The following is a 23124-nucleotide window of genomic DNA, read 5'->3' on the forward strand; positions in this document are numbered from 1 at the left end:
CTCAAGGCCGGGGTTTGGCGGCGGGCAGGAGAATGGCCGGCGGGTCCAGCGGGTCGAAGTCGTCGGGCCGGTTCTTGGTCAGCCACAGCGACATCTGCCAGACCGTGTAGCCGCCGATGAAGACGACGAGACCCATCAGGCCCCAGTTGACCGCGCGGATCGCCTGCACCGTGAGATAGGCGAGCGAGACGGCGAGGCCCGCGGTCGTCGCGGCGATGATCACGTAGCGCCAGGCCGGTTCTCCGGCGATGAACCGCGCCTTGGGCGAGGTCCGCGCGATGGTGGCGCAGAGGACACGCACGAAGGCGGCGAAGGGCGCGTCATGGGCCTCGATCTCCACCATGCCGCGCCAGGAGACGTTGGAGAACCAGATCGTCTTGCCCAGGCGCTGGCGCACCTCCAGCCGGTAACGGCGGGTGTAGAGATTGGCCGGGCGGAAGACGAGGCGCACGCTCTCGATCTGGTGCAGCGGCAGCCGGCCGGAGGAGCGCCCGTCGGACCAGGCGAGATCGCGCTCCTCGATGGTGAAGCTGATCTCCGGCCCGATGAGCTTGGGCCGATGGCGGAAGGTCGGCCGCCCCTCGGCGTCGCGCCACAGGGCGGTGTCGTCCGGGGTGGCGTCGGCAGGGGCGGCGGAACGGGTCATGGCGCGTCTCTACACGCGGCTTGGACGCAGCGGAAGGCGGCGAGCGCGCCCAGCGTAACCTTACCGCGAGGTCGCATCGCCGCAGGGCCGCCGCGCGCCCTCCGCCGGGGCCTGCGGCCTTGCCTCGCCGGCCGGCCCAAGCCATGATCCCCGCACGTTTTTTCGCCTTCGCGTCGGGAGTGTTCCATGAAGGCCATCATCGTCGGCGGCGGTGTCGGGGGACTGACCACCGCCCTCATGCTCGCCGAGCGCGGCATCGGCTGCGAGGTCTACGAGCAGGCCTCCGAAATCCGCGAGCTCGGGGTCGGCATCAACACCTTGCCGCACGCGATCAAGGAACTGGCCGGGCTCGGCCTGCTGCCGCGCCTCGACGACGTCGCCATCCGCACCCACGAACTGATCTACACCAACCGCTTCGGCCAGGAGATCTGGCGCGAGCCGCGCGGTGTGGAGGCCGGCTTCGACGTGCCGCAGTTCTCCATCCATCGCGGCCGGCTGCAGACCGTCATCCACCAGGCGGTCCGTGCGCGGCTCGGCGAGAGCCGCATCTTCACCGGCCACCGGCTCGGCGCCTGGAAGCAGGACGACGGCGGCGTCACCGCCTGGTTCTTCGACCGCGAGGGCCGCCATGTCCGCACCGCCCATGGCGACGTGCTGATCGGTGCCGACGGCATCCACTCCACCGTGCGCCGCTCGCTCTTCCCGAAAGAGGGCCCGCCCGCCTGGAACGGCATCATGCTGTGGCGCGGCGCGCTGGACTGGCCGGATTTCCTCACCGGCCGCTCCATGGTGATCGCCGGCGGCATGAGCGCCAAGCTGGTGATCTATCCGATCGCCGAGGGCCTCGCCCCGGGGCGGAAGCTGACCAACTGGGCCATCGCCGCCAAGATCGGCGAGAACAACGCGACGCCGCCGCGCCGCGAGGACTGGTCGCGTCCCGGCCGGTTCGAGGACATCATGCCCTATCTCAAGCGCTTTTCGCTGCCCTATCTCGACGCGCAGCGGATGATCGAGGCGACGCCCGAGTTCTGGGAATATCCGATGTGCGATCGCGACGCGCTGCCGCGCTGGAGCCACGGCCGCGTGACGCTCCTCGGCGACGCTGCGCATCCCATGTATCCCGTCGGCTCCAACGGCGCCTCGCAGGCGATCCTCGACGCGCGCTGCCTCGCCGACCTCCTCGTGTCCGCCGACCATCCGGTCCAGGCGCTGTGGGCCTATGACCAGGAACGTCTGCCGGCGACCGCCCAGATCGTGCGCATGAACCGCAAGGGCGGCCCGGAGGGTGTCATCGACGCGGTGGAGGAGCGCGCGCCCGAGGGTTTCACCGACATCGACACGGTGCTGTCCTTCGAGGAGCGCAAGGCCATCGTGCGCGGCTATGCCTCGACGGCGGGCTTCTCGCAGGACAAGGTCAACCGTAAGGCGGCCTGACCTCCTCGACACGGTCGGGGGCCGCCGTGCCCCCGGACGGTTTCCCGATGATCGCCAATGCCCGCATGCGCGAGGCCGCGCTTCTCCTTCTCGGCTGCGGGATCTGTCTCGGCGCGACCCTGCCGCTGCAGAAACTGGCGGCTGCGGCCGGCGTGCAGCCGGCCTCCTGGGTCTTCGTCTCGACGCTCGGCGCCAGCATCCTCCTCACCATCGGCGCGGTGGCGAGGGGGCGTGCGCCGTCGCCGCGCCACCGGGTCTATTACCTGATCGCGGCGCTGGTCTCCTTCGTCATCCCCAACCTCATCATCTACGTGGTGATTCCGAAGATCGGCGCCGGTCTGGCGGGCATGATGTTCGCCCTTTCGCCGATCCTGACGCTGACGGTCGCCTCCATCGTCGCGCGGCGCGTGCCGCCGCTTCTCGGCGTCGTCGGCATCGTCGTGGGTCTGGCGGGCGTCCTCGTCATCATCGCCTTTCGCGGCGACGGCGCCGGCAGCGACACCTCGCTGCGCTGGGTATTGCTGGCCCTGTGCATCCCGGTCTGCCTGGCCTCCGGCAACGTCTACCGGTCGCACAACTGGCCGGCGGGCGCGGATTCGCTCTCGCTCGCCTCGGCCATCAACATCGTGGCGGCGGCGCTGCTCTTGACGGCCGTCTTCGCGTCGGGGGAGGGGGTCCAGGGCCTTACCGGGGTTCTCGGCGTGCCCGGTCTCATCATCGCGCAGATCATCGCCACGGGCGCCAACCTCGCCATGTTCTTCCGCCTGCAGCAGGTGGGCGGGCCGGTCTATCTCAGCCAGATCGGCTATGCCGCCGCGGCCGTGGGGCTCGTCGCGGGCACGCTGATCCTCGGCGAAACCTATGCGCCCGCCACATGGGCGGGCGCTGTCGTCGTCGTCGTCGGCGTCGCCCTCGTCACCTATGCGCAGGCGCGGGCGACGCCGTCCTGATCACGCGCCGGGCGGCGGCGGCAGGAAGACCACCTCGTGCTTGGCCGAGAGCGCCACCACGGCGTCCGGGTTCTGCTCGGGCAGGGAATGGATGCCCCAGAACAGGTCGTAGAGCTTGCGGGTCGGCGAGACCCAGAAGAAGCACTTCACCGTCTGGTCGGTCTTGTTGAAGATGCCGTGGGCGAGGCCCATGGGCAGGCGGATGAGGTCGCCGGCGGTCGCCACGAACTCCTTGCCCTCCAGCACGAGGTCGAAGCGCCCCTCGAGCATGTAGATGAACTCGTCCTGGGTCGGGTGGATGTGCGGCGGCACGAAGGTGCCGGGCGGGAAGGTGGCGTGCCAGGACATGGAGGTCTCGCTGACCTGCTTGGGCACATAGGTCTGGCCGAGAATGTTCCAGACGATCCCGTCAATCCCGGTTCCGGCCTTGGTGATGCCGGCGCTCATCGGCTGCATGATTGTCCCCTCTGAAAGACGTCGGCGCGGATCAAACCGCATGCATCGGGCGACGGCAACCGCCGCCCCGCGTTAAGCTTAGCGGGCCTGCCTTGCAGCCCTGCGACGGGCCCGGCCGCAGCAGGCCATGGCGGCGCGGCCTCACTCGCGCTATCCCTCCTCGTCGCCCTCGAGGATCTTTCCCGCCATGCTGACCTTCACCCGCCACGCCGCCGGCCGCTCCGACCGCATCGCCGTCGAACTCGAGACCCTGGTCGTCGCCGGCTGGGCCGGCCGCGACGAGGCCGCGATCCAGCACCATATCCACGAACTCGCCGCCATCGGCGTGCCGCCGCCGTCCTCCGTGCCGGTCTTCTACCGCGGCGCCGCCGCGCTGGTCACGCAGAGCCGGCGCGTCGAGGTGCTCGGCCCCGATTCCTCCGGCGAGATCGAGCCGGTCGTCCTGTCGCTCGCCGACGGGCTCTGGGTGACGGTCGGCTCCGACCATACCGACCGCAAGGCCGAGACCTACGGCATCGCCCTGTCCAAGCAGATGTGCGCCAAGCCGGTCGGCACCATCCTGTGGAAATACGAGGAGGTCGCGCCCCACTGGGACCAGCTCATGCTGCGCGCCCATGCGGTGATCGGCGGCGAGCGCGTGCTCTACCAAGAAGGGCCGCTCGCCCAGCTCCGCCCGCCCCCGGACCTCATCGCCAAGTGGACCGGCCGCGACACCCTGCTGCCGGCGACCCTCATGTTCGGCGGCACGCTCGGCGCCATCGGCGGCATCCGGCCGGCGGCGCGCTTCGAGATGGAGTTGATCGACCCGGTGCTGAACAGGACGATCGCCCACGCCTACGACATCGTGGACCTGCCCGTGGTGAGCTGATCAGGCGAAGCGAAGGGTGGCGAACGGGGCCGGTTGCTCCCGCCCGCCGCCCGCCCTACTTCGGCTCCTTGCGCGTCGGGTCGAAGTGCTTCCTCAGATCCTTCCAGCAGTCGGTGTAGTTCGGCTGCAGGGTGGAGAGTTCGCTGGCCCACTTCGTCACGCGCTGCGGAAAGCGCGTCTCGAACATGAAGGCCATGGTGCCCGTCAGCTTGGTGGGCTTCAGCTCCGCGTTGCTGGCATGTTCGAAGGCGGTCATGTCCGGCCCGTGCGGCAGCATGCAGTTGTGCAGGCTCATGCCCCCCGGCACGAAGCCCTCCGGCTTGGCGTCGTAGACGCCGTAGATGAGCCCCATGAACTCGCTCATCAGGTTGCGATGGTACCAGGGCGGGCGGAACGTGTTCTCGCCCACCATCCAGCGCTCGGGGAAGATGACGAAGTCGACATTGGCGGTGCCGGGCGTCTCGGAGGGCGCCGTCATCACCGTGAAGATCGAGGGATCGGCGTGGTCGAACAGGATCGGGCCGACGGGCGAGAAGTGCCTGAGGTCGTATTTGTAGGGGTAGTAGTTGCCGTGCCAGGCGGCGACGTCCAGCGGCGACTGGTCGATCGGCGCCGCATAGAGCTCGCCGCCCCACTTGGCATAGATGGTTGAGGGCTCCTCGCGATCCTCGTAGGCCGCCACGGGGGTGAGGAAGTCGCGTGAATTGGCCAGGCAGTTGGCGCCGATGGGCCCGCGGTCCGGCACGGTGAAGGCGCCGCCGTAATTTTCGCAGACATAGGCGCGGGCCGGCCCGTCGACGAGCTCGACCTTGAAGACCACGCCGCGCGGAATGATGCAGATCTCGCCCGGCTCGATCTCGATGATCCCGAACTCGGTGCAGAAGCGCAGCCGATTCTCCTGGGCGACGACGAGGAACTCGCCGTCGGCGTTGAACATGTATTCGTTGGCCATGGAGCGGGTGACGACCAGCACATGGGCGGCCATGCCGACCTGGGTGTCGGAATCGCCCGCCGTCGTCACGGTCCACAGGCCGTTGACGAAGGTGACGGGGTCGGCGGGGATCGGGGTGGGGTCCCAGCGCAGCTGGTTGATCGGCAGGTCGCTCTCGTTCCGGGCCTCGGGCGCGGTGCGCATCAGCCCCTTGTCGACCTTCCGGTAGCGGCCGGAATGTTTCACCGAGGGGCGGATGCGGTAAAGCCAGGAGCGCTGGTTGGTCGCCTGCGGGGCGGTGAAGGGCGAGCCGGAGAGCTGCTCCGCATAGAGCCCGTAATTGCACTTCTGCGGCGAGTTGCGGCCGATCGGCAGGGCGCCTGGCAGGGCCTCCGTCTCGAAGGAATTTCCGAAGCCCGACATGTACTGGAGCGTGCCGCCGCCGCGGCCGTCGGTGGGCACGAAGCCCGTCACATATTGCAGGGTCATGGCGTTCCTCCGGTTCTTGTCGCCTCATTCATTTAGTTGCAGTTGCAACTATCGTCAAACGGGTGTCCCCGTGGCGCTTCGCGTCTTCGGCTCAGGCGAGGGCGTCGCGGCCGAAGCGCCGCTGCAGCATAGCCATGATGCCGAGCGCCACCAGCGCCGTGCCGAAGGCGAACAGCAGCGTCGCGTTCGGTCCGGCCTGCCGCATCAGGAAGGCGAACACCATGGGCGACATGGCGAAGGCGACGTTGAGCGGCAGGTTCAGCCGCCCGCTCATGGTCGCATAGGTCTCCTTGCCGAACAGGGCGAGGGGAGCGACGTTGCGCACCACGGTCATGGCACCCGCCGACAGGCCGAAGGCCAGGACGAAGGCCACCGCAGCCGGCGCCGAGGCCGGCCCGAGCACCGGCAGCAGCATGGCGAAGGGCATCAGCCCCGTCGCGATGAGGCCGACGGTCAGGATACCGACCGCGCGGCCGAAGATCATCTCGGCGAGGCGCGAGGCGACCTGTGCCGGTCCCATCAGGCTGCCGACGAAGACGGCGAAGGCCAGGGGATGGCCCGACATCCGCAGCAGTTCCACGAGTTGCAGCGGCAGGCCCCAGGAGATGAAACCGGTCAGCGAGAAGGTGCCGGCCATGAGCACGAAGGCGGCACGCCGCCGCTCCGGGGCCAGGGCCGGGGCCGGCGCCGTTCCCGCGACATGGCGCGCCGGGCGGTCCTCCTCCCGCGTCAGTGGCGCCACGAAGATGGCGTGGACGGGGGCACAGACCGCGAGGTTGAGGGCGGCGAAGACGAGGCACATGCCGCGCCAGCCGAGGGTCGGCTCAAGCCAGGTGCCGAGCGGCCAGAACACGCTGGAGGAGAGGCCTCCCAGCAGCATGAGCAGGCCGATCGCCTGCCGCGCCTTCGGGCCCGCCATCTGCGCGATGGCGGCGGCCGGCGCCTGGGTAAGCACCAGCGGCATGCCGAGGCCGATCAGCATCCAGCCGAGGAGATACGTCGTCGTCCCCTGCGCATGGGCGATGGCGAGCAAGGCGAGGGCGAGGAACAGCGATCCCGCCACCATCGGCCAGCGGGCTCCGTAGGCGTCCACCAGGCGGCCGAAGCGCGGCGCCACCGCCGCGCCAACCAGCAGCATCACCGTGACCCCGCCGAAGATTGCCTCGGTCGGCATGGCGAGTTCGCGTGCCAGCGGTCCCGCGAGCATGGGCGGCAGCCAGAAGGTCGTTCCCCAGCCGATGATCTGCGTCACCGCCAGCGGCGTCGCCAGCGGCAGGAGGCGGATGCTGTCGGGCTTGAGCAGGGCGGGATCGGGCATGAAGCGGGCGGACCCTGTCGGTCGTGGATCCGCACGGGCACCGATGCGGGGCCGAGGATCAAGCCGGCAACGCGGCCGCGCGACAAGGGGGGCGTGTGCACGGCAGACCGGCGCCTCTTGATCCCGCCGCGCAAATGTGGTCACTCGCCGTCTCGGCGCGGGTATAGCTCAATGGTAGAGCAGCAGCCTTCCAAGCTGAATACGCGGGTTCGATTCCCGCTACCCGCTCCAGCTTCCAAGCCTCTTCAGCGTTCGCCTGCCGAAGCCCGGCGGTGGCTCGCCGTGCCTCTCACGCCGGCGCATCGACCTCGGCCGCGCGCGTCGCAGCCGCCTCGCGCACGCCCCGCACCGCCTCGCCGATGACGACGAGGACGGGGAGGGCGGCCGGCAGATCCTCCACCCGGTCGGGCAGGTCGGCGATGGCGGCGGCGACGTGGACCTCGTCCGGCCGGGTCGCGGCGGCAATGGCGAGGGCGGGGGTGGTGCCGGCGAGCCCCGATTCGAGGGCCCGCGCGGCGAAGCGGCGCAGCGTGTGGCGCGGCATGTAGATGATTGTCGTCGCCGCGGGATCGGCAATGGCCGACCAGTTGATGCTCTCCGGCAATTCGCCCTTGCGGCTGTGGCCGGTGACGAATTGCAGACGCTGGGCGAAGTCGCGGTCGGTCAGCGACAGGCCGAGCGCCGAGGCGGCCCCCTGGGCGGCGGTGATTCCAGGCACGATGGCGAAGGGCACGCCCGCCGCGCGGCAGGCCGCCATCTCCTCGTTGGCGCGGCCGAAGATGGCGGGATCGCCGCTCTTCAGGCGCACCACCGTGCGGCCCTCGCGGGCGAGCGAAACCATGAGCTCGTTGATGTCGGCCTGGCTGACCGAGGGGCCGTGGCCGACCTTGCCGACGGCAACGCGGCGGGCCTCGCGGCGGGCGAGCTCCAGCACGCCCTCGGTGACGAGATTGTCGTACAGGATGACGTCGGCCGATTGCAGGGCCCGCAGCGCCTTCAGCGTCAGGAGGTCGGGATCGCCGGGGCCGGCGCCGACCAGCAGCACGCGCCCCTCGGGCGGCGCCGCCTGCTGGCGGTCGAGGCCGGCGAGGAGGGCGTCGCGGTCGGCCTCCGCGGGGGCGCGCTCGGGCGCTGAGAAGGCGAGGTCGGTGAAGCGCTGCCAGAAGGCGCGGCGGAGGGAAAAGGCGGCGCCGCGCGCCTGCACCAGCGGGCGCCAGTCGCGCGCCGCCTGGGCCCAGGCCTGCAGGCCCCGCGGCAGCAGCGCCTCGATGCGGGCGCGGACCGCCTGGCCGAAGACCGGCGCCGCCCCGTCCGTCGAGATGGCGACGAGCAGCGGCGAGCGGTTGACCAGGGCGCCGAACTGGGCGTCGCAAAAGGCCGGGCGGTCGACCACGTTGGCGACGGCGCCGGCGGCACGGGCGGCCGCCGCGAAGGCCGCTGCCTCCTCGTCCGACTCGACGTCGGCCACGGCGAGTGCCGCGCCGTCGAGATCGCCGGGCGTCCAGGCCCGCTCGTGGACATGGACGCCGCCCCCGTCCGAGGCTGCGACATGATGGAATCGGCCGGGGGAGGCGGGTGCGAAGACGTGGAGATCGGCGCCGGCCGCGGCGAGCAGTTCGGCTTTCCAGGAGGCGCCCTCGCTGTCGCCGGCGAGAACCACGCGGCGCCCACGCAGCTTGTGGAAGAGCGGCAGGGTCGCGATGGCGCCGATGCGGGCAGGCTCTGTTCCGCGGGGCGCGGCGGACGTGGTCATGGCGCTCCCTGACGGTGGCGGACGGGATCCTGGACCGGCCCGAGCCGGCGCAGCGATCTTAGGAGAGCTCCGCCGCAGCGCAAGAGCCTCTCCCGCAGCGCCGCAACGGCGCCCGTCCGGCCGGCCCGCGCGCCATGTCGCGCCCCCGTCTCCAATTTGCACTTGAACAGAACTGCGAAAACCCGTAACCGACCGCCCACCGCGGGCACGCCCGTATTTTGGCAGCCGAAGGACCACGACCGATGGCCAAGGAAAAGTTCGAACGCACGAAGCCGCATTGCAACATCGGCACGATTGGTCACGTCGACCACGGCAAGACGTCGCTGACGGCTGCGATCACGAAGGTGCTGGCCGAGTCGGGCGGCGCGACCTTCACGGCCTATGACCAGATCGACAAGGCGCCTGAAGAGAAGGCGCGCGGCATCACGATCTCGACGGCGCATGTCGAGTACGAGACGAAGAACCGCCACTACGCCCACGTCGACTGCCCCGGCCACGCCGACTACGTGAAGAACATGATCACCGGCGCGGCCCAGATGGACGGCGCGATCCTGGTCGTGTCGGCCGCCGACGGCCCGATGCCGCAGACCCGCGAGCACATCCTGCTGGCCCGCCAGGTCGGCGTTCCGGCTCTGGTCGTGTTCATGAACAAGGTGGACATGGTCGACGACGCCGAGCTCCTGGAGCTGGTCGAGCTCGAGGTTCGCGAGCTGCTGTCGAAATACGAGTTCCCGGGCGACGACATTCCGATCACCAAGGGCTCGGCCCTCTGCGCCCTCGAGGACCGTTCGCCGGAGATCGGCCGTGACGCCATCCTGAAGCTGATGGAGACGGTGGACGCCTACATCCCGCAGCCGGAGCGCCCGATCGACCAGCCCTTCCTGATGCCGGTCGAGGACGTGTTCTCGATCTCGGGCCGCGGCACGGTGGTCACCGGCCGCGTCGAGCGCGGCATCGTGAAGGTCGGCGAGGAAATCGAGATCGTCGGCATCCGCGACACGCAGAAGACGACGGTCACCGGCGTCGAGATGTTCCGCAAGCTGCTCGACCAGGGCCAGGCGGGCGACAACATCGGCGCGCTGCTGCGCGGCACGAAGCGCGAGGACGTCGAGCGCGGCCAGGTGCTGTGCAAGCCGGGCTCGGTGAAGCCGCACACGAAGTTCAAGGCCGAGGCCTACATCCTGACGAAGGAGGAGGGCGGCCGCCACACGCCGTTCTTCACCAACTACCGTCCGCAGTTCTACTTCCGCACCACCGACGTGACGGGCATCGTGACCCTTCCCGAGGGCACGGAAATGGTGATGCCGGGCGACAACATCGCCATGACGGTGAGCCTGATCGTGCCGATCGCCATGGAGGAGAAGCTGCGCTTCGCCATCCGTGAGGGCGGCCGCACCGTCGGCGCCGGCGTCGTCGCCTCCATCATCGAGTGATTGAACGACGGAATGCGGCGAGCCGCATTCCTGATGCGGGCGCCGGCGTCGTCGCCTCCATCATCGCGTGATCGGTGATTGATCGGAGCGCCGGGGCAGACTATATCCTCGGCTCTCCTCTAGGGGTTTAGCTCAGCTGGTAGAGCGGCGGTCTCCAAAACCGCAGGTCGTGGGTTCGAATCCCCCAGCCCCTGCCACTTTCGAAAGGCCCGGTGCGACCATGCGCCGGGCCTTTCTCGTTGCCGCGGCGGCCCTCCGTTCCTTGACGATCCGTTCCGTATCGGGTAGCAGACGCCACTCCCTGCCGGCCCGGTGACGGACATCCGGCGGGACGCGTTTCCTTTTTCCGGGCCGACGCGCCGGCTTTCACCCGCCATGGGTGAGGGCGGTGTGCGGCCCTGTCCGGATTCTCACCATGGCGAAACCCAACCCTGTCGAGTTCATGCAGCAGGTCCGCCAGGAGGCCAACAAGGTCACCTGGCCGACGCGCAAGGAAGTCGGCATCTCCTCGCTGATGGTGGTCATCTTCATGATCGTTTCGGCGATCTTCTTTTTCGTCGCCGATTCGGTGATCCGCTGGGGCGTCCAGGCGCTCCTGTCGCTCGGCAGCTGAGGGAGCCCGTCCGTGGCGAAGCAGTGGTACGTGGTCCACGCCTATTCGAACTTCGAGAACAAGGTGGCCGAGGCCATCCGTGAGGGGGCGGCCCAGCGCGGCCTGTCCGAGCTCTTCGAGGACATCCTGGTGCCGAAGGAGCGCGTCACGGAAGTGCGCCGCGGCCGCAAGATCGACACCGAGCGCAAGTTCTTCCCCGGCTATGTCCTGGTGAAGATGGACATGACCGATCAGGCCTACCACCTGATCAAGAACACCCCGAAGGTCACCGGCTTCCTCGGCGCCGACAAGAAGCCGATGCCGATCCCGGAGGCCGAGGCGATGCGTATCGCCCAGCAGGTCCAGGAGGGCGTCGATCGTCCCAAGACGACGATCACCTTCGAGGTCGGGGAGAAGGTGCGCGTCAACGACGGTCCCTTCGCCTCCTTCGAGGGCTTCATCGAGGAGGTCGACGACGGCCGCGCCCGCGTCAAGGTCGCCGTCTCGATCTTCGGCCGGCCGACGCCGGTGGAACTGGAATTCGGTCAGGTCGACAAGCTCTGACCCGATAGCGCCACCGGCCTCGTGCCGGCGGCGGACGGCGGCCTTTCGGTCGCCGACGGGGAGGCGGGAAGCCGTCTCTCCTTCACCCGTGGGAGGCGAGGGGCGGCGGTTCGCCAACCGTCCCGACCCCGACCACGAAACCCAACCGACCGCCCGCCAGGGCGCGTCAGGAGGACATCATGGCGAAGAAAATCGTCGGATTCATCAAGCTGCAGGTGCCGGCCGGGGCCGCTAACCCCGCCCCGCCCATCGGTCCCGCTCTCGGTCAGCGCGGCCTCAACATCATGGAATTCTGCAAGGCCTTCAACGCGAAGACCCAGCAGATGGAGAAGGGGATGCCGATTCCGGTCGTCATCACCGCCTACCAGGACCGTTCCTTCACCTTCGAGATGAAGCAGCCCCCGGTCACCTACTGGGTGAAGAAGGCCGCCAAGATCGACAAGGGCCACACGACCCCCGGCAAGGGCTTCATCGGCAAGATCACGCGCGCCCAGATCGCCGAGATCGCCAAGGCGAAGATGGTCGACATGAACTGCGACACGGTCGAATCGGCCTCGTCGATGATCGAAGGCTCGGCCCGTTCCATGGGCCTCGAGGTGGTGGGGTAAGCCATGAGCGGAAAGCGCTATCGTAAGACCCTCGAGGGCATCGACGCCGCCAAGACCTACGCGATCGACGATGCCGTGAAGCTCGTCAAGGACCGCGCCACGGCGAAGTTCGACGAGACCATCGAGATCGCCATGAATCTCGGTGTCGACCCTCGCCACGCCGACCAAATGGTCCGCGGCGTCTGCAACCTGCCGAACGGTTCCGGCCGGACGCTCCGCGTCGCCGTCTTCGCCCGTGGCGCCAAGGCGGACGAAGCCAAGGCGGCCGGTGCCGACATCGTCGGCGCGGAGGACCTGCTCGAGATCGTCCAGGGCGGCAAGATCGATTTCGATCGCTGCATCGCCACCCCGGACATGATGGGCCTGGTCGGCCGCCTCGGTAAGGTACTCGGCCCGCGCGGCCTGATGCCGAACCCGAAGGTCGGCACGGTGACCATGGACGTGAAGTCGGCTGTCGCCGCCTCCAAGGGCGGTGCGGTGGAGTTCCGCGTCGAGAAGGCCGGCATCATCCACTCCGCCGTGGGCAAGGTCTCCTTCGACCAGGGCAAGCTGGTGGAGAATATCAAGGCCTTCGCCGACGCCGTCGTGAAAGCCCGCCCGACCGGCGCCAAGGGCACCTATGTCCAGAAGATCGCGATCTCCTCGACCATGGGCCCCGGCGTGAAGGTCGATCCGGCCAGCGTGCTGAACGCCTGATGCCGCCGAGGGCACGCGCCCCGCGCGCGTGCCCCGACCGGTCGTGCGTCCGGGATGCAGACCTGCACCAGCCGTGGGGCTGGCCAAAAAAATGGCCCGCCCCACTTGGCAAGTGGAACAGCCTTTGCTAGACGACGCCGGCTAGGGGTGTGGGCAACCACGCCCTCATTGCGTTTGGGCCGTGGATCGCGATTCGCCGTTTTGAAGGGGTCGCATCCGTCACAGGAGACGCCGGGAGTGGTTCCCGGACCCTGATCAGGAGTCCGACACGAGTTTTGTGAAGAGCTTCCGCGCCGGGAAACCTGCGCGGCAAGGCCGGTGGAGTTGTCCCACGAGGGTCCGAGGACCCGGGATCGCGAGACCGGATCGTCCTGTCCGAGACTGCAGGCGAGGGGGTCTCCCCTCTTAATCGCGAAAGCCTGCACAGACGGGTGAAGACCGTTTCACCGGCGGAAACGCCGAGGGAAGGGTTCGAACTCACGGCACCTCGGCCGAGGGATTTCATCCCGCGGTGTTCCAGAGGGGACAGGGCCGAACGTCGATCTCCCATGCCGGTTCGTCGGCGGCGGTGATCGGCAGGTGCAACCCGGGGTTTTCCGCAAGGAAGCCCCGACCAGAGAGAGCAAACGTGGATCGCACGGAAAAGAAGGAGCTGGTCGGCACGCTCAACGAGGTCTTCAAGACCTCCGGCGTCGTCGTCGTCGCTCACTATTCCGGCCTCACCGTGGCGCAGATGCAGGACCTCCGTCGCAAGATGAAGGCCCAGGGCGCGTCGGTGAAGGTCACCAAGAACCGCCTCGCCAAGATCGCTCTCGAAGGCACGGACGTCGCGTCGATCGGAGCCCTCCTGAAGGGCCCCACGATTCTGGCCATCAGCCAGGATCCGGTCGCGGCTCCGAAGGTCGCGTCCGACTTCGCCAAGATCAACGACAAGTTCGTGATCCTCGGCGGAGCCATGGGCAAGACCGCTCTGAACGCGGACGGTGTGAAGGCACTCGCCACCATGCCGTCGCTCGACGAACTGCGCGCCAAGCTCGTGGGCCTCATCCAGGCTCCCGCGACCAAGATCGCCCAGCTCTCGACCGCGCCCGCCGCCAAGCTGGCTCGCGTGTTCAACGCTTATGCCGACCGAGACAAGGCCGCGTGAGGCTTCTCTCACTCAAACCGGTTCGAACCGTTCAAAAGGAAGTTGGAAATGGCTGATCTTGCCAAAATCGTCGACGAGCTGTCGTCGCTCACCGTTCTCGAGGCCGCCGAGCTCGCCAAGATGCTCGAGGAGAAGTGGGGCGTCTCCGCCGCCGCCGCCGTGGCCGTCGCCGCCGCTCCGGGTGCCGGCGCCGCCGCCGCCCCGGTCGAGGAGCAGACCGAGTTCACCGTGATGCTTGCCGCCGCCGGCGACAAGAAGATCGAGGTGATCAAGGAAGTCCGCGCCATCACCGGCCTGGGCCTGAAGGAAGCCAAGGACCTCGTCGAGGGTGCTCCGAAGGCCGTCAAGGAAGGCGTCGCCAAGGACGAGGCCGAGAAGCTGAAGAAGCAGCTCGAGGCCGCCGGCGCCAAGGTCGAGCTGAAGTGATCCCGCTCCGCGCGGGCGGTCTTCGGGCCGCCCGCGCGGGCTTCTCCGACCCGGGCGACCGGGGAGGGACCGCCCTCGGGCGGACGTGCATTCGAATGCGGGGCCCCCGGGCACCGCGAGGCTAACAGAGGTGTCAGCGTTTGACCGGACGGTCCAGGGTCGCCCATCGACCCGCCTGTGGACCGTCCGGTCAGGCGTCTGCGACGGAGGCGGCTCTCGTCAGCCCGTCCGTCGCTGGAACCAGGGCCGCCGCCGACGCCTGGCGGCCCAAGCGAGAGGCGACATGGCTCAGACTTTCACCGGCCGCAAAAGGTTCCGCAAGTTCTTCGGCAAAATCAGGGAAGTAGCGACGATGCCGAACCTCATCGAGGTTCAGAAGTCGTCCTATGACCAGTTCCTGATGGTCGACGAGCCCAAGGGCGGACGCTCCGACGAGGGGCTGCAGGCCGTGTTCAAATCGGTGTTCCCGATCACCGATTTCTCCGGCAGCGCCATGCTGGAGTTCGTGAAGTACGAGTTCGAGCCGCCGAAATACGACGTCGACGAGTGCCGCCAGCGCGGCATGACCTTCGCTGCGCCGCTCAAGGTGACGCTGCGCCTCATCGTGTTCGATGTGGACGCCGACACCGGCGCGAAGTCGGTCAAGGACATCAAGGAGCAGGACGTCTACATGGGCGACATCCCGCTCATGACGTCAAACGGCACCTTCATCGTCAACGGCACCGAGCGCGTCATCGTCTCGCAGATGCACCGCTCGCCGGGCGTCTTCTTCGACCACGACAAGGGCAAGACCCATTCCTCGGGCAAGCTGCTCTTCGCCGCCCGCATCATCCCCTATCGCGGTTCCTGGCTCGACATCGAGTTCGACGCCAAGGACATCGTCTACGCCCGCATCGACCGCCGCCGGAAGATCCCGGTGACGAGCCTTCTCTATGCGCTCGGCATGAGCGCCGAGGACATCCTCGCGACCTTCTACAACCACATCATGGTGACGAAGGACAAGAAGGATGGCTGGCGCGTGCCCTACGACGCCGCCCGCATGCGCGGCTTCAAGGCCGTCAACGACCTGATCGACGCCGATACCGGCGAGGTCGTGCTCGAGGCCGGCAAGAAGCTCTCGGTCCGCGAGGCCAAGAAGCTCGCCGAGAAGGGCCTGAAGGCGCTGCGCCTGTCGACCGAGGAGCTGGCGGGCCGCTACCTCGCCGAGGACATGGTCAACATGCAGACCGGTGAAATCTACGCCGAGGCCGGCGAGGAGATCACCGAGAAGATGCTGAAGATGCTGGTGGGCGAGGGCTACGAGACCCTCCCGACCCTCGACATCGACCACGTCACCATCGGCGGCTACATCCGCAACACGCTCGCCGCCGACAAGAACATGACGCGCGAGGACGCGCTGTTCGACATCTACCGCGTCATGCGTCCGGGCGAGCCGCCGACGGTGGAGACCGCCGAGGCCATGTTCCACTCGCTGTTCTTCGACAGCGAGCGCTACGACCTCTCGGCCGTCGGCCGCGTGAAGATGAACATGCGCCTCGACCTCACCGCCGAGGACACCGTGCGCATCCTGCGCAAGGACGACATCCTCGCCGTGGTCAAGACGCTCGTCGAGCTGCGCGACGGCAAGGGCGAGATCGACGACATCGACCACCTCGGCAACCGCCGCGTTCGCTCGGTCGGCGAGCTCATGGAGAACCAGTACCGCGTCGGCCTGCTCCGCATGGAGCGCGCCATCAAGGAGCGCATGTCCTCGGTCGAGATCGACACGGTCATGCCGCAGGATCTGATCAACGCCAAGCCGGCGGCCGCCGCCGTGCGCGAGTTCTTCGGCTCCTCGCAGCTCTCGCAGTTCATGGACCAGACCAACCCGCTGTCCGAGATCACCCATAAGCGCCGCCTCTCGGCGCTCGGACCGGGCGGCCTGTCGCGCGAACGCGCCGGCTTCGAGGTGCGCGACGTGCACCCGACGCATTACGGCCGCATCTGCCCGATCGAGACGCCGGAAGGCCCGAACATCGGCCTGATCAACTCGCTGGCGACCTTCGCCCGCGTCAACAAGTACGGCTTCATCGAGACGCCCTACCGCAAGGTGCGCGACGGCCGGGTCACCGACGAGGTGATCTACCTGTCCGCCATGGAGGAGGGGAAGTACTCGGTCGCCCAGGCGAACGCGCCCATCGACGAGAGCGGCAAGTTCATGGAAGACCTCGTCATCTGCCGCCAGGCGGGTGAGACCCTGCTGCTGCCGGTCGACCGCGTCGACTTCATGGACGTGTCGCCGAAGCAGCTCGTGTCGGTCGCGGCCGCGCTCATCCCGTTCCTCGAGAACGACGACGCCAACCGCGCCCTCATGGGCTCGAACATGCAGCGCCAGGCCGTGCCGCTGGTGAAGGCCGATGCGCCCTTCGTCGGCACCGGTATGGAATCCGTCGTCGCCCGTGACTCCGGCGCCGCCATCGCCGCCCGCCGCACCGGCGTCGTCGACCAGGTGGACGCCACCCGTATCGTCATCCGCGCCACGGAAGACCTCGACCCCACCAAGTCGGGCGTCGACATCTACCGGCTGATGAAGTTCCAGCGCTCGAACCAGTCGACCTGCATCAACCAGCGTCCGCTGGTGCGCGTCGGCGACATCGTCAAGAAGGGCGAGATCCTGGCCGACGGCCCCTCGACCGACCTCGGCGATCTCGCCCTCGGCCGCAACGTGCTCGTCGCGTTCATGCCGTGGAACGGCTACAATTTCGAGGACTCCATCCTGCTCTCCGAGCGGATCGTGAAGGAAGACGTCTTCACCTCGATCCACATCGAGGAGTTCGAGGTCTCCGCCCGCGACACCAAGCTCGGGCCGGAGGAGATCACGCGCGACATTCCGAACGTGTCGGAAGAGGCGCTGAAGAACCTCGACGAGGCCGGCATCGTCTATATCGGCGCGGAAGTGCAGGCGGGTGACATCCTCGTCGGCAAGATCACGCCGAAGGGCGAGAGCCCGATGACGCCGGAGGAGAAGCTCCTGCGCGCCATCTTCGGCGAGAAGGCCTCGGACGTGCGCGACACCTCGCTGCGCGTGCCCCCGGGCGTCACCGGCACCATCGTCGAAGTCCGCGTGTTCAACCGTCACGGCGTCGACAAGGACGAGCGCGCCATGGCGATCGAGCGCGAGGAGATCGAGCGTCTCGCCAAGGACCGCGACGACGAGCAGGCGATCCTGGACCGCAACGTCTACGGCCGCCTCGCCGAGGTTCTCGACGGCAAGACCGGCATCTCCGGCCCCAAGGCCTTCAAGAAGGACACGGTCCTGACCCGTGACCTCCTCGCGGAGTACCCGCGCGGCCAGTGGTGGGCCTTCGGCGTCGCCGACGACGCGCTCATGGCCGAGATCGAGGCCATGCGGAAGCAGTACGACGAGTCCAAGCGCCGCCTCGAGCAGCGCTTCCTGGACAAGGTCGAGAAGCTGCAGCGCGGCGATGAGCTGCCGCCGGGCGTGATGAAGATGGTCAAGGTCTTCATCGCCGTGAAGCGCAAGATCCAGCCGGGCGACAAGATGGCCGGCCGTCACGGCAACAAGGGCGTCGTGTCCCGCATCGTGCCGATCGAGGACATGCCGTTCCTCGAGGACGGCACCCATGCGGACATCGTGCTCAACCCGCTGGGCGTGCCGAGCCGCATGAACGTCGGCCAGATCCTCGAAACCCATCTGGGCTGGGCCGCCGCCGGCCTCGGCAAGATGGTGGGGCAGGCCTACGACGCCTACATGCGCTCGAAGGACGTGAAGCCGCTGAAGGAGGCCTTCACCAAGATTTACGGCGAGGACCCGCAGATCGGCGCGCTCGACGAGGACAACCTGGTCGAACTCGCCCGCAACACCCGGCGCGGCATCCATTTCGCGACCCCCGTCTTCGACGGCGCGAAGGAGGCCGACATCGAGGCCATGCTCGACACGGCGGGCCTGAACCATTCCGGTCAGGTGACGCTGTATGACGGCAAGACCGGCGAGGTGTTCGATCGGCAGGTCACCGTCGGCTACATCTACATGCTGAAGCTGCACCATCTCGTGGACGACAAGATCCACGCGCGGTCCATCGGCCCCTACTCGCTCGTCACCCAGCAGCCGCTGGGCGGCAAGGCGCAGTTCGGCGGCCAGCGCTTCGGCGAGATGGAGGTCTGGGCCCTCGAAGCCTACGGCGCCGCCTACACGCTGCAGGAAATGCTCACGGTGAAGTCGGACGACGTGGCCGGCCGCACCAAGGTCTACGAGGCGATCGTCCGCGGCGACGACACCTTCGAGGCGGGCATTCCCGAGAGCTTCAACGTGCTGGTCAAGGAAATGCGCTCGCTCGGCCTCAACGTCGAGCTCGCCACCTCGAAGCCCGTGCGCACCGACAACGACGACGTGGGACAGCAGGCCGCCGAGTAAGGCGTCCATGCCTGCGGAGGAGACCGGGTCCGTCCGGTCCCCCTGACGTTCCACCTGAAGACGCTTTCATCGGCCGGGAACCTTCTCCCGGCCCCGAACTTCCCCCCGGGAGACCGGGCTTAGGAGACGGCGATGAACCAAGAGATCGCAAATCTCTTCAATCCGACCACGCAGCCGGCCACGTTCGATCAGATCAAGATCTCGATCGCCAGCCCCGAGAAGATTCTGTCCTGGTCCTTCGGCGAGATCAAAAAGCCGGAGACGATCAACTACCGCACGTTCAAGCCCGAGCGTGACGGCCTGTTCTGCGCGCGCATCTTCGGCCCCATCAAGGACTACGAGTGCTTGTGCGGCAAGTACAAGCGCATGAAGTACAAGGGCATCATCTGCGAGAAGTGCGGCGTCGAGGTCACCCTCTCGCGCGTGCGCCGCGAGCGCATGGGCCATATCGAGCTGGCCGCCCCGGTGGCCCACATCTGGTTCCTGAAGTCGCTGCCGAGCCGCATCGGCCTGCTGCTCGACATGCCGCTCAAGGACCTCGAGCGCATCCTCTATTTCGAATATTACTGCGTCATCGAGCCGGGCCTGACCTCGCTGAAGGAGCGTCAGCTCCTCTCCGAGGAGGAGTACATCAAGGCTCAGGACGAGTTTGGTGACGACAGCTTCACCGCGCTGATCGGCGCCGAGGCCATCCGCGAGCTGCTGCGCGGCCTCGACCTCGAGAAACTGGCCGCCGACACCCGCAAGGAGATCGCCGAGGCCACCACCGAGCTGAAGCCGAAGAAGCTCGCCAAGCGCCTGAAGATCATCGAGGCCTTCATCCAGTCCGGCAACAAGCCGGAGTGGATGATCCTGACGGTCGTTCCCGTCATCCCGCCGGACCTGCGCCCGCTGGTTCCGCTCGACGGCGGCCGCTTCGCGACCTCCGATCTCAACGACCTCTACCGCCGCGTCATCAACCGCAACAACCGCCTGAAGCGGCTGATCGAGCTGCGCGCGCCGGACATCATCATCCGCAACGAGAAGCGCATGCTTCAGGAAGCGGTCGATGCCCTGTTCGACAACGGCCGCCGCGGCCGCGTCATCACGGGTGCCAACAAGCGCCCGCTGAAGTCGCTCGCCGACATGCTGAAGGGCAAGCAGGGCCGCTTCCGCCAGAACCTGCTCGGCAAGCGCGTCGACTATTCCGGCCGTTCGGTCATCGTCGTCGGCCCGGAGATGAAGCTGCACCAGTGCGGCCTGCCGAAGAAGATGGCGCTGGAGCTGTTCAAGCCCTTCATCTACGCCCGCCTCGACGCCAAGGGCCTGTCGGCAACCGTCAAGCAGGCCAAGAAGCTGGTCGAGAAGGAGCGTCCCGAGGTCTGGGACATCCTCGACGAGGTCATCCGCGAGCATCCGGTCCTGCTCAACCGCGCCCCGACGCTTCACCGCCTCGGCATCCAGGCCTTCGAGCCGGTGCTGATCGAGGGCAAGGCGATCCAGCTTCACCCGCTCGTCTGCTCGGCCTTCAACGCCGACTTCGACGGTGACCAGATGGCCGTGCACGTGCCGCTGTCGCTGGAGGCGCAGCTCGAAGCCCGCGTCCTCATGATGTCGACGAACAACATCCTGCATCCGGCCAACGGCGCGCCGATCATCGTGCCCTCGCAGGACATCGTTCTCGGCCTCTACTACGTCTCGCTGATGTCGGATGGCATGCCCGGCCAGGGCAAGGCCTTCGCCAACGTCGGCGAGCTCGAGCATGCGCTGGCGAACAAGGTCGTCACGCTGCACACCAAGATCAAGTATCGCTGGGAAGGGCTCGACGCCGACGGCAACCACGTCCGTCGCATGTACGAGACCACGCCCGGCCGCGTCCTGCTCGGCCAGCTCCTGCCCAAGTCGCCCAAGGTTCCCTTCGACGCAGCCAACAAGCTGATGACGAAGAAGGAGATCTCGGCGATGATCGACACCGTCTACCGCTTCTGCGGCCAGAAGGAGTCGGTGATCTTCTGCGACCGCATCATGGCGCTGGGCTTCTACCACGCCTACAAGGCCGGCATTTCCTTCGGCAAGGACGACATGGTCGTGCCGGACAACAAGTGGCCGATCGTCGAGGAAACCCGCACGCTCACCAAGGACTATGAGCAGCAGTATCTCGACGGCCTCATCACCTATGGTGAGAAGTACAACAAGGTGGTCGACGCCTGGGCCAAGTGCTCGGACCGTCTCGCCCAGGAGATGATGCTGCGCATCTCCTCGGTGAAGAAGGACGAGACCGGCCGCGACAAGCCGATCAACTCCATCTACATGATGTCGCATTCGGGCGCGCGTGGTTCGCCGACCCAGATGCGCCAGCTCGCCGCCATGCGCGGCCTCATGGCCAAGCCGTCGGGCGAGATCATCGAGACGCCGATCATCTCGAACTTCAAGGAAGGCCTGTCCGTGATGGAGTACTTCAACTCCACCCACGGCGCCCGCAAGGGTCTGGCCGACACCGCGCTGAAGACGGCGAACTCGGGCTACCTGACCCGCCGCCTCGTCGACGTGGCCCAGGACTGCATCATCACGGAACGCGACTGCCATACCGAGAAGGGTATCGGCATGCGCGCCATCGTGGATGCGGGCCAGGTCGTCGCGACCCTCGGCCAGCGCATCCTCGGCCGTTCGGCCGCCGTCACCGTCACCGACCCGTCCTCGGGCAAGGTGCTGGTGGAGGCCGGCTCCATGATCCTGGAGAAGGACGTGGAGGCGATCACCGCCGCCGGCATCCAGGAGGTGAAGATCCGTTCGGTGCTCACCTGCGAGACCAAGGTCGGCGTCTGCGGCCAGTGCTACGGCCGTGACCTCGCCCGCGGTACGCCGGTGAACATCGGCGAAGCGGTCGGCGTCATCGCGGCGCAGTCCATCGGCGAGCCGGGCACCCAGCTCACCATGCGTACCTTCCACATCGGCGGCGCCGCCCAGGTGGTCGACACCTCGTTCATCGAGGCGACCTTCGAGGGCACGATCAAGATCCGCAACCGCTCGATCGTGAAGAACTCGGACGGCGAACTCATCGCGATGGGCCGTAACATGGCCGTCATCATCGTCGATGCGGACGGCACCGAGCGCGCCACCCATCGTATCCAGTACGGCGCCAAGCTGCGCGTCGACGAGGGCACGAAGGTCAAGCGCGGCCAGCGCATCGCCGAGTGGGACCCCTACACCCGTCCGATCATCTCCGAGATCGACGGCGTGCTGGGCTTCGAGGATCTGGTCGACGGCCAGTCCCTCGCGGAAACCACCGACGAGGCCACCGGCTTCACCAAGCGCGTGGTCACCGACTGGCGCACCTCGACCCGGTCCGCCGATCTCAAGCCGTCGCTGGTCATCCGCGACTCCAACGGCAAGCTGCAGAAGCTGCCGCGTGGTACGGATGCCCGCTACGCCCTGGCGGTCGACGCGATCATCGGCTTCGAGCCGGGCGCGCAGATCCATGCGGGTGACGTCATCGCCCGTATCCCGCTGGAGAGCGCCAAGACGCGCGACATCACCGGCGGTCTGCCGCGTGTCGCCGAGCTGTTCGAGGCGCGTCGTCCGAAGGATGCGGCGATCATCGCCGAGATCTCCGGCGTGGTGCGCTTCGGCAAGGACTACAAGCAGAAGCGTCGCCTGACGATCGAGCCCTTCGAGGCCGACGCCGAGGCCGCCGAGTATCTGATCCCGAAGGGCAAGCACATCCACCTTCAGGACGGCGACGAGGTGCAGAAGGGCGACTTCATCGTCGACGGCAATCCGGCGCCGCACGACATCCTGGCGATCAAGGGCGTGGAGGAGCTCGCTGCCTACCTCGTCAACGAGATCCAGGAGGTCTACCGGCTCCAGGGCGTCGTCATCAACGACAAGCACATCGAGGTCATCGTCCGCCAGATGCTCCAGAAGGTCGAGATCACCGATCCCGGTGACACCGATCTCATCCATGGCGATCAGGTCGACGCGTCCGAGATGGAAGAGGCGAACCTGGCGATCGCCGACGACAAGAACAAGCGGCCGGCCACCGGCACGCCGGTTCTGCTCGGCATCACCAAAGCCTCGCTGCAGACGCGGTCCTTCATCTCCGCGGCCTCCTTCCAGGAGACCACGCGCGTGCTCACCGAGGCGGCCGTCAACGGCAAGTCGGACACGCTCGAGGGCCTGAAGGAGAACGTCATCGTCGGTCGTCTGATCCCCGCCGGCACCGGCGCCATGATCAGCCGCATCCGCGAGATCGCGCTGAAGCGAGACGATCTGATCCTCGACGAGAAGCAGAAGGCCGCCGGCACGCCGGCGGGCGCTCCCGCCGAGGTGGCCGTCATCGAGGCGCCGCAGTCCTGATGTGGCGCGAGGGCAGGGGGGCGCCCCCTGCCGCTTCCGACATATGAAAAGGGCCGCCCGAAAG

General features: G+C 67.6%; 17 protein-coding genes and 2 tRNA genes. 14 read left to right on the forward strand and 5 right to left on the reverse strand.

Going from position 1 to position 23124, the window contains the following annotated elements:
• Window position 1: 1 nt before the first annotated feature.
• On the reverse strand, window positions 2–646 hold the full coding sequence (locus C6569_RS06005) for a hypothetical protein (protein WP_106747988.1): 645 nt from the start codon (window positions 644–646) through the stop codon (window positions 2–4).
• A 186-nt stretch (window positions 647–832) separates the two neighbouring features.
• Between C6569_RS06005 and C6569_RS06010 the strand changes: the two genes are divergently transcribed.
• Both C6569_RS06010 and C6569_RS06015 read left to right on the forward strand, forming a co-directional pair.
• On the forward strand, window positions 833–2080 hold the full coding sequence (locus C6569_RS06010) for a flavin-dependent oxidoreductase (RefSeq protein WP_106747989.1): 1248 nt from the start codon (window positions 833–835) through the stop codon (window positions 2078–2080).
• 26 nt (window positions 2081–2106) lie between these two features.
• Complete coding sequence (locus C6569_RS06015) at window positions 2107–3030, forward strand: DMT family transporter (protein WP_146144745.1); 924 nt, start codon at window positions 2107–2109, stop codon at window positions 3028–3030.
• Here C6569_RS06015 and C6569_RS06020 read toward each other — a convergent pair whose 3' ends face one another.
• Window positions 3031–3486, reverse strand: coding sequence for a cupin domain-containing protein (locus tag C6569_RS06020; protein ID WP_106747991.1), 456 nt, complete (start codon window positions 3484–3486; stop codon window positions 3031–3033).
• A gap of 187 nt (window positions 3487–3673) precedes the next feature.
• Between C6569_RS06020 and C6569_RS06025 the strand changes: the two genes are divergently transcribed.
• Window positions 3674–4354 (forward strand): DUF2848 domain-containing protein, encoded by a 681-nt coding sequence (locus tag C6569_RS06025; protein ID WP_106747992.1) that lies wholly within the window; start codon window positions 3674–3676, stop codon window positions 4352–4354.
• A gap of 55 nt (window positions 4355–4409) precedes the next feature.
• On the opposite strand, the gene hmgA is transcribed toward C6569_RS06025, so the two are convergent.
• Both hmgA and C6569_RS06035 read right to left on the reverse strand, forming a co-directional pair.
• Complete coding sequence (gene hmgA, locus C6569_RS06030) at window positions 4410–5774, reverse strand: homogentisate 1,2-dioxygenase (RefSeq protein ID WP_106747993.1); 1365 nt, start codon at window positions 5772–5774, stop codon at window positions 4410–4412.
• A 91-nt stretch (window positions 5775–5865) separates the two neighbouring features.
• Window positions 5866–7092: an MFS transporter gene (locus C6569_RS06035; protein WP_106747994.1), complete on the reverse strand. Its 1227-nt coding sequence runs from the start codon at window positions 7090–7092 to the stop codon at window positions 5866–5868.
• Window positions 7093–7249: 157 nt separating this feature from the next.
• Between C6569_RS06035 and C6569_RS06040 the strand changes: the two genes are divergently transcribed.
• A tRNA-Gly gene (locus tag C6569_RS06040) sits at window positions 7250–7323 on the forward strand.
• A gap of 58 nt (window positions 7324–7381) precedes the next feature.
• Here the strand turns inward: C6569_RS06040 and cysG are convergent.
• A complete protein-coding gene (cysG, locus tag C6569_RS06045; RefSeq protein WP_106747995.1) occupies window positions 7382–8845 on the reverse strand; it encodes a siroheme synthase CysG in 1464 nt (487 codons plus the stop codon).
• A 242-nt stretch (window positions 8846–9087) separates the two neighbouring features.
• Here cysG and tuf point away from each other — a divergent pair, with 242 nt between their 5' ends.
• From tuf to rpoC, 10 genes are all read left to right on the forward strand, one after another.
• A complete protein-coding gene (tuf, locus tag C6569_RS06050) occupies window positions 9088–10278 on the forward strand; it encodes an elongation factor Tu (protein WP_106747996.1) in 1191 nt (396 codons plus the stop codon).
• A gap of 121 nt (window positions 10279–10399) precedes the next feature.
• Window positions 10400–10475: transfer RNA gene (locus C6569_RS06055), tRNA-Trp, on the forward strand.
• A gap of 218 nt (window positions 10476–10693) precedes the next feature.
• Window positions 10694–10891 (forward strand): preprotein translocase subunit SecE, encoded by a 198-nt coding sequence (gene secE / locus C6569_RS06060; RefSeq protein ID WP_106747997.1) that lies wholly within the window; start codon window positions 10694–10696, stop codon window positions 10889–10891.
• Between the two features lie 12 nt (window positions 10892–10903).
• A complete protein-coding gene (gene nusG, locus C6569_RS06065; protein ID WP_106747998.1) occupies window positions 10904–11434 on the forward strand; it encodes a transcription termination/antitermination protein NusG in 531 nt (176 codons plus the stop codon).
• Window positions 11435–11613: 179 nt separating this feature from the next.
• Window positions 11614–12042, forward strand: a complete 429-nt coding sequence (gene rplK / locus C6569_RS06070) for a 50S ribosomal protein L11 (RefSeq protein ID WP_106747999.1) — start codon at window positions 11614–11616, stop codon at window positions 12040–12042.
• A 3-nt stretch (window positions 12043–12045) separates the two neighbouring features.
• Window positions 12046–12738 (forward strand): 50S ribosomal protein L1, encoded by a 693-nt coding sequence (gene rplA, locus C6569_RS06075; protein WP_106748000.1) that lies wholly within the window; start codon window positions 12046–12048, stop codon window positions 12736–12738.
• Window positions 12739–13366: 628 nt separating this feature from the next.
• Window positions 13367–13885 (forward strand): 50S ribosomal protein L10, encoded by a 519-nt coding sequence (gene rplJ, locus C6569_RS06080; protein ID WP_106748001.1) that lies wholly within the window; start codon window positions 13367–13369, stop codon window positions 13883–13885.
• A gap of 48 nt (window positions 13886–13933) precedes the next feature.
• Complete coding sequence (gene rplL, locus C6569_RS06085; RefSeq protein ID WP_106748002.1) at window positions 13934–14311, forward strand: 50S ribosomal protein L7/L12; 378 nt, start codon at window positions 13934–13936, stop codon at window positions 14309–14311.
• A 283-nt stretch (window positions 14312–14594) separates the two neighbouring features.
• The gene (gene rpoB / locus C6569_RS06090) at window positions 14595–18725 is read left to right on the forward strand and encodes a DNA-directed RNA polymerase subunit beta (protein WP_106748003.1); all 4131 of its coding nucleotides are present in this window, start codon (window positions 14595–14597) and stop codon (window positions 18723–18725) included.
• Between the two features lie 132 nt (window positions 18726–18857).
• The gene (gene rpoC, locus C6569_RS06095) at window positions 18858–23060 is read left to right on the forward strand and encodes a DNA-directed RNA polymerase subunit beta' (RefSeq protein WP_106748004.1); all 4203 of its coding nucleotides are present in this window, start codon (window positions 18858–18860) and stop codon (window positions 23058–23060) included.
• Window positions 23061–23124 lie beyond the last annotated feature (64 nt).

The sequence above is a fragment of the Phreatobacter cathodiphilus genome, assembly GCF_003008515.1.
Classification (GTDB): Bacteria; Pseudomonadota; Alphaproteobacteria; order Rhizobiales; family Phreatobacteraceae; genus Phreatobacter; species Phreatobacter cathodiphilus.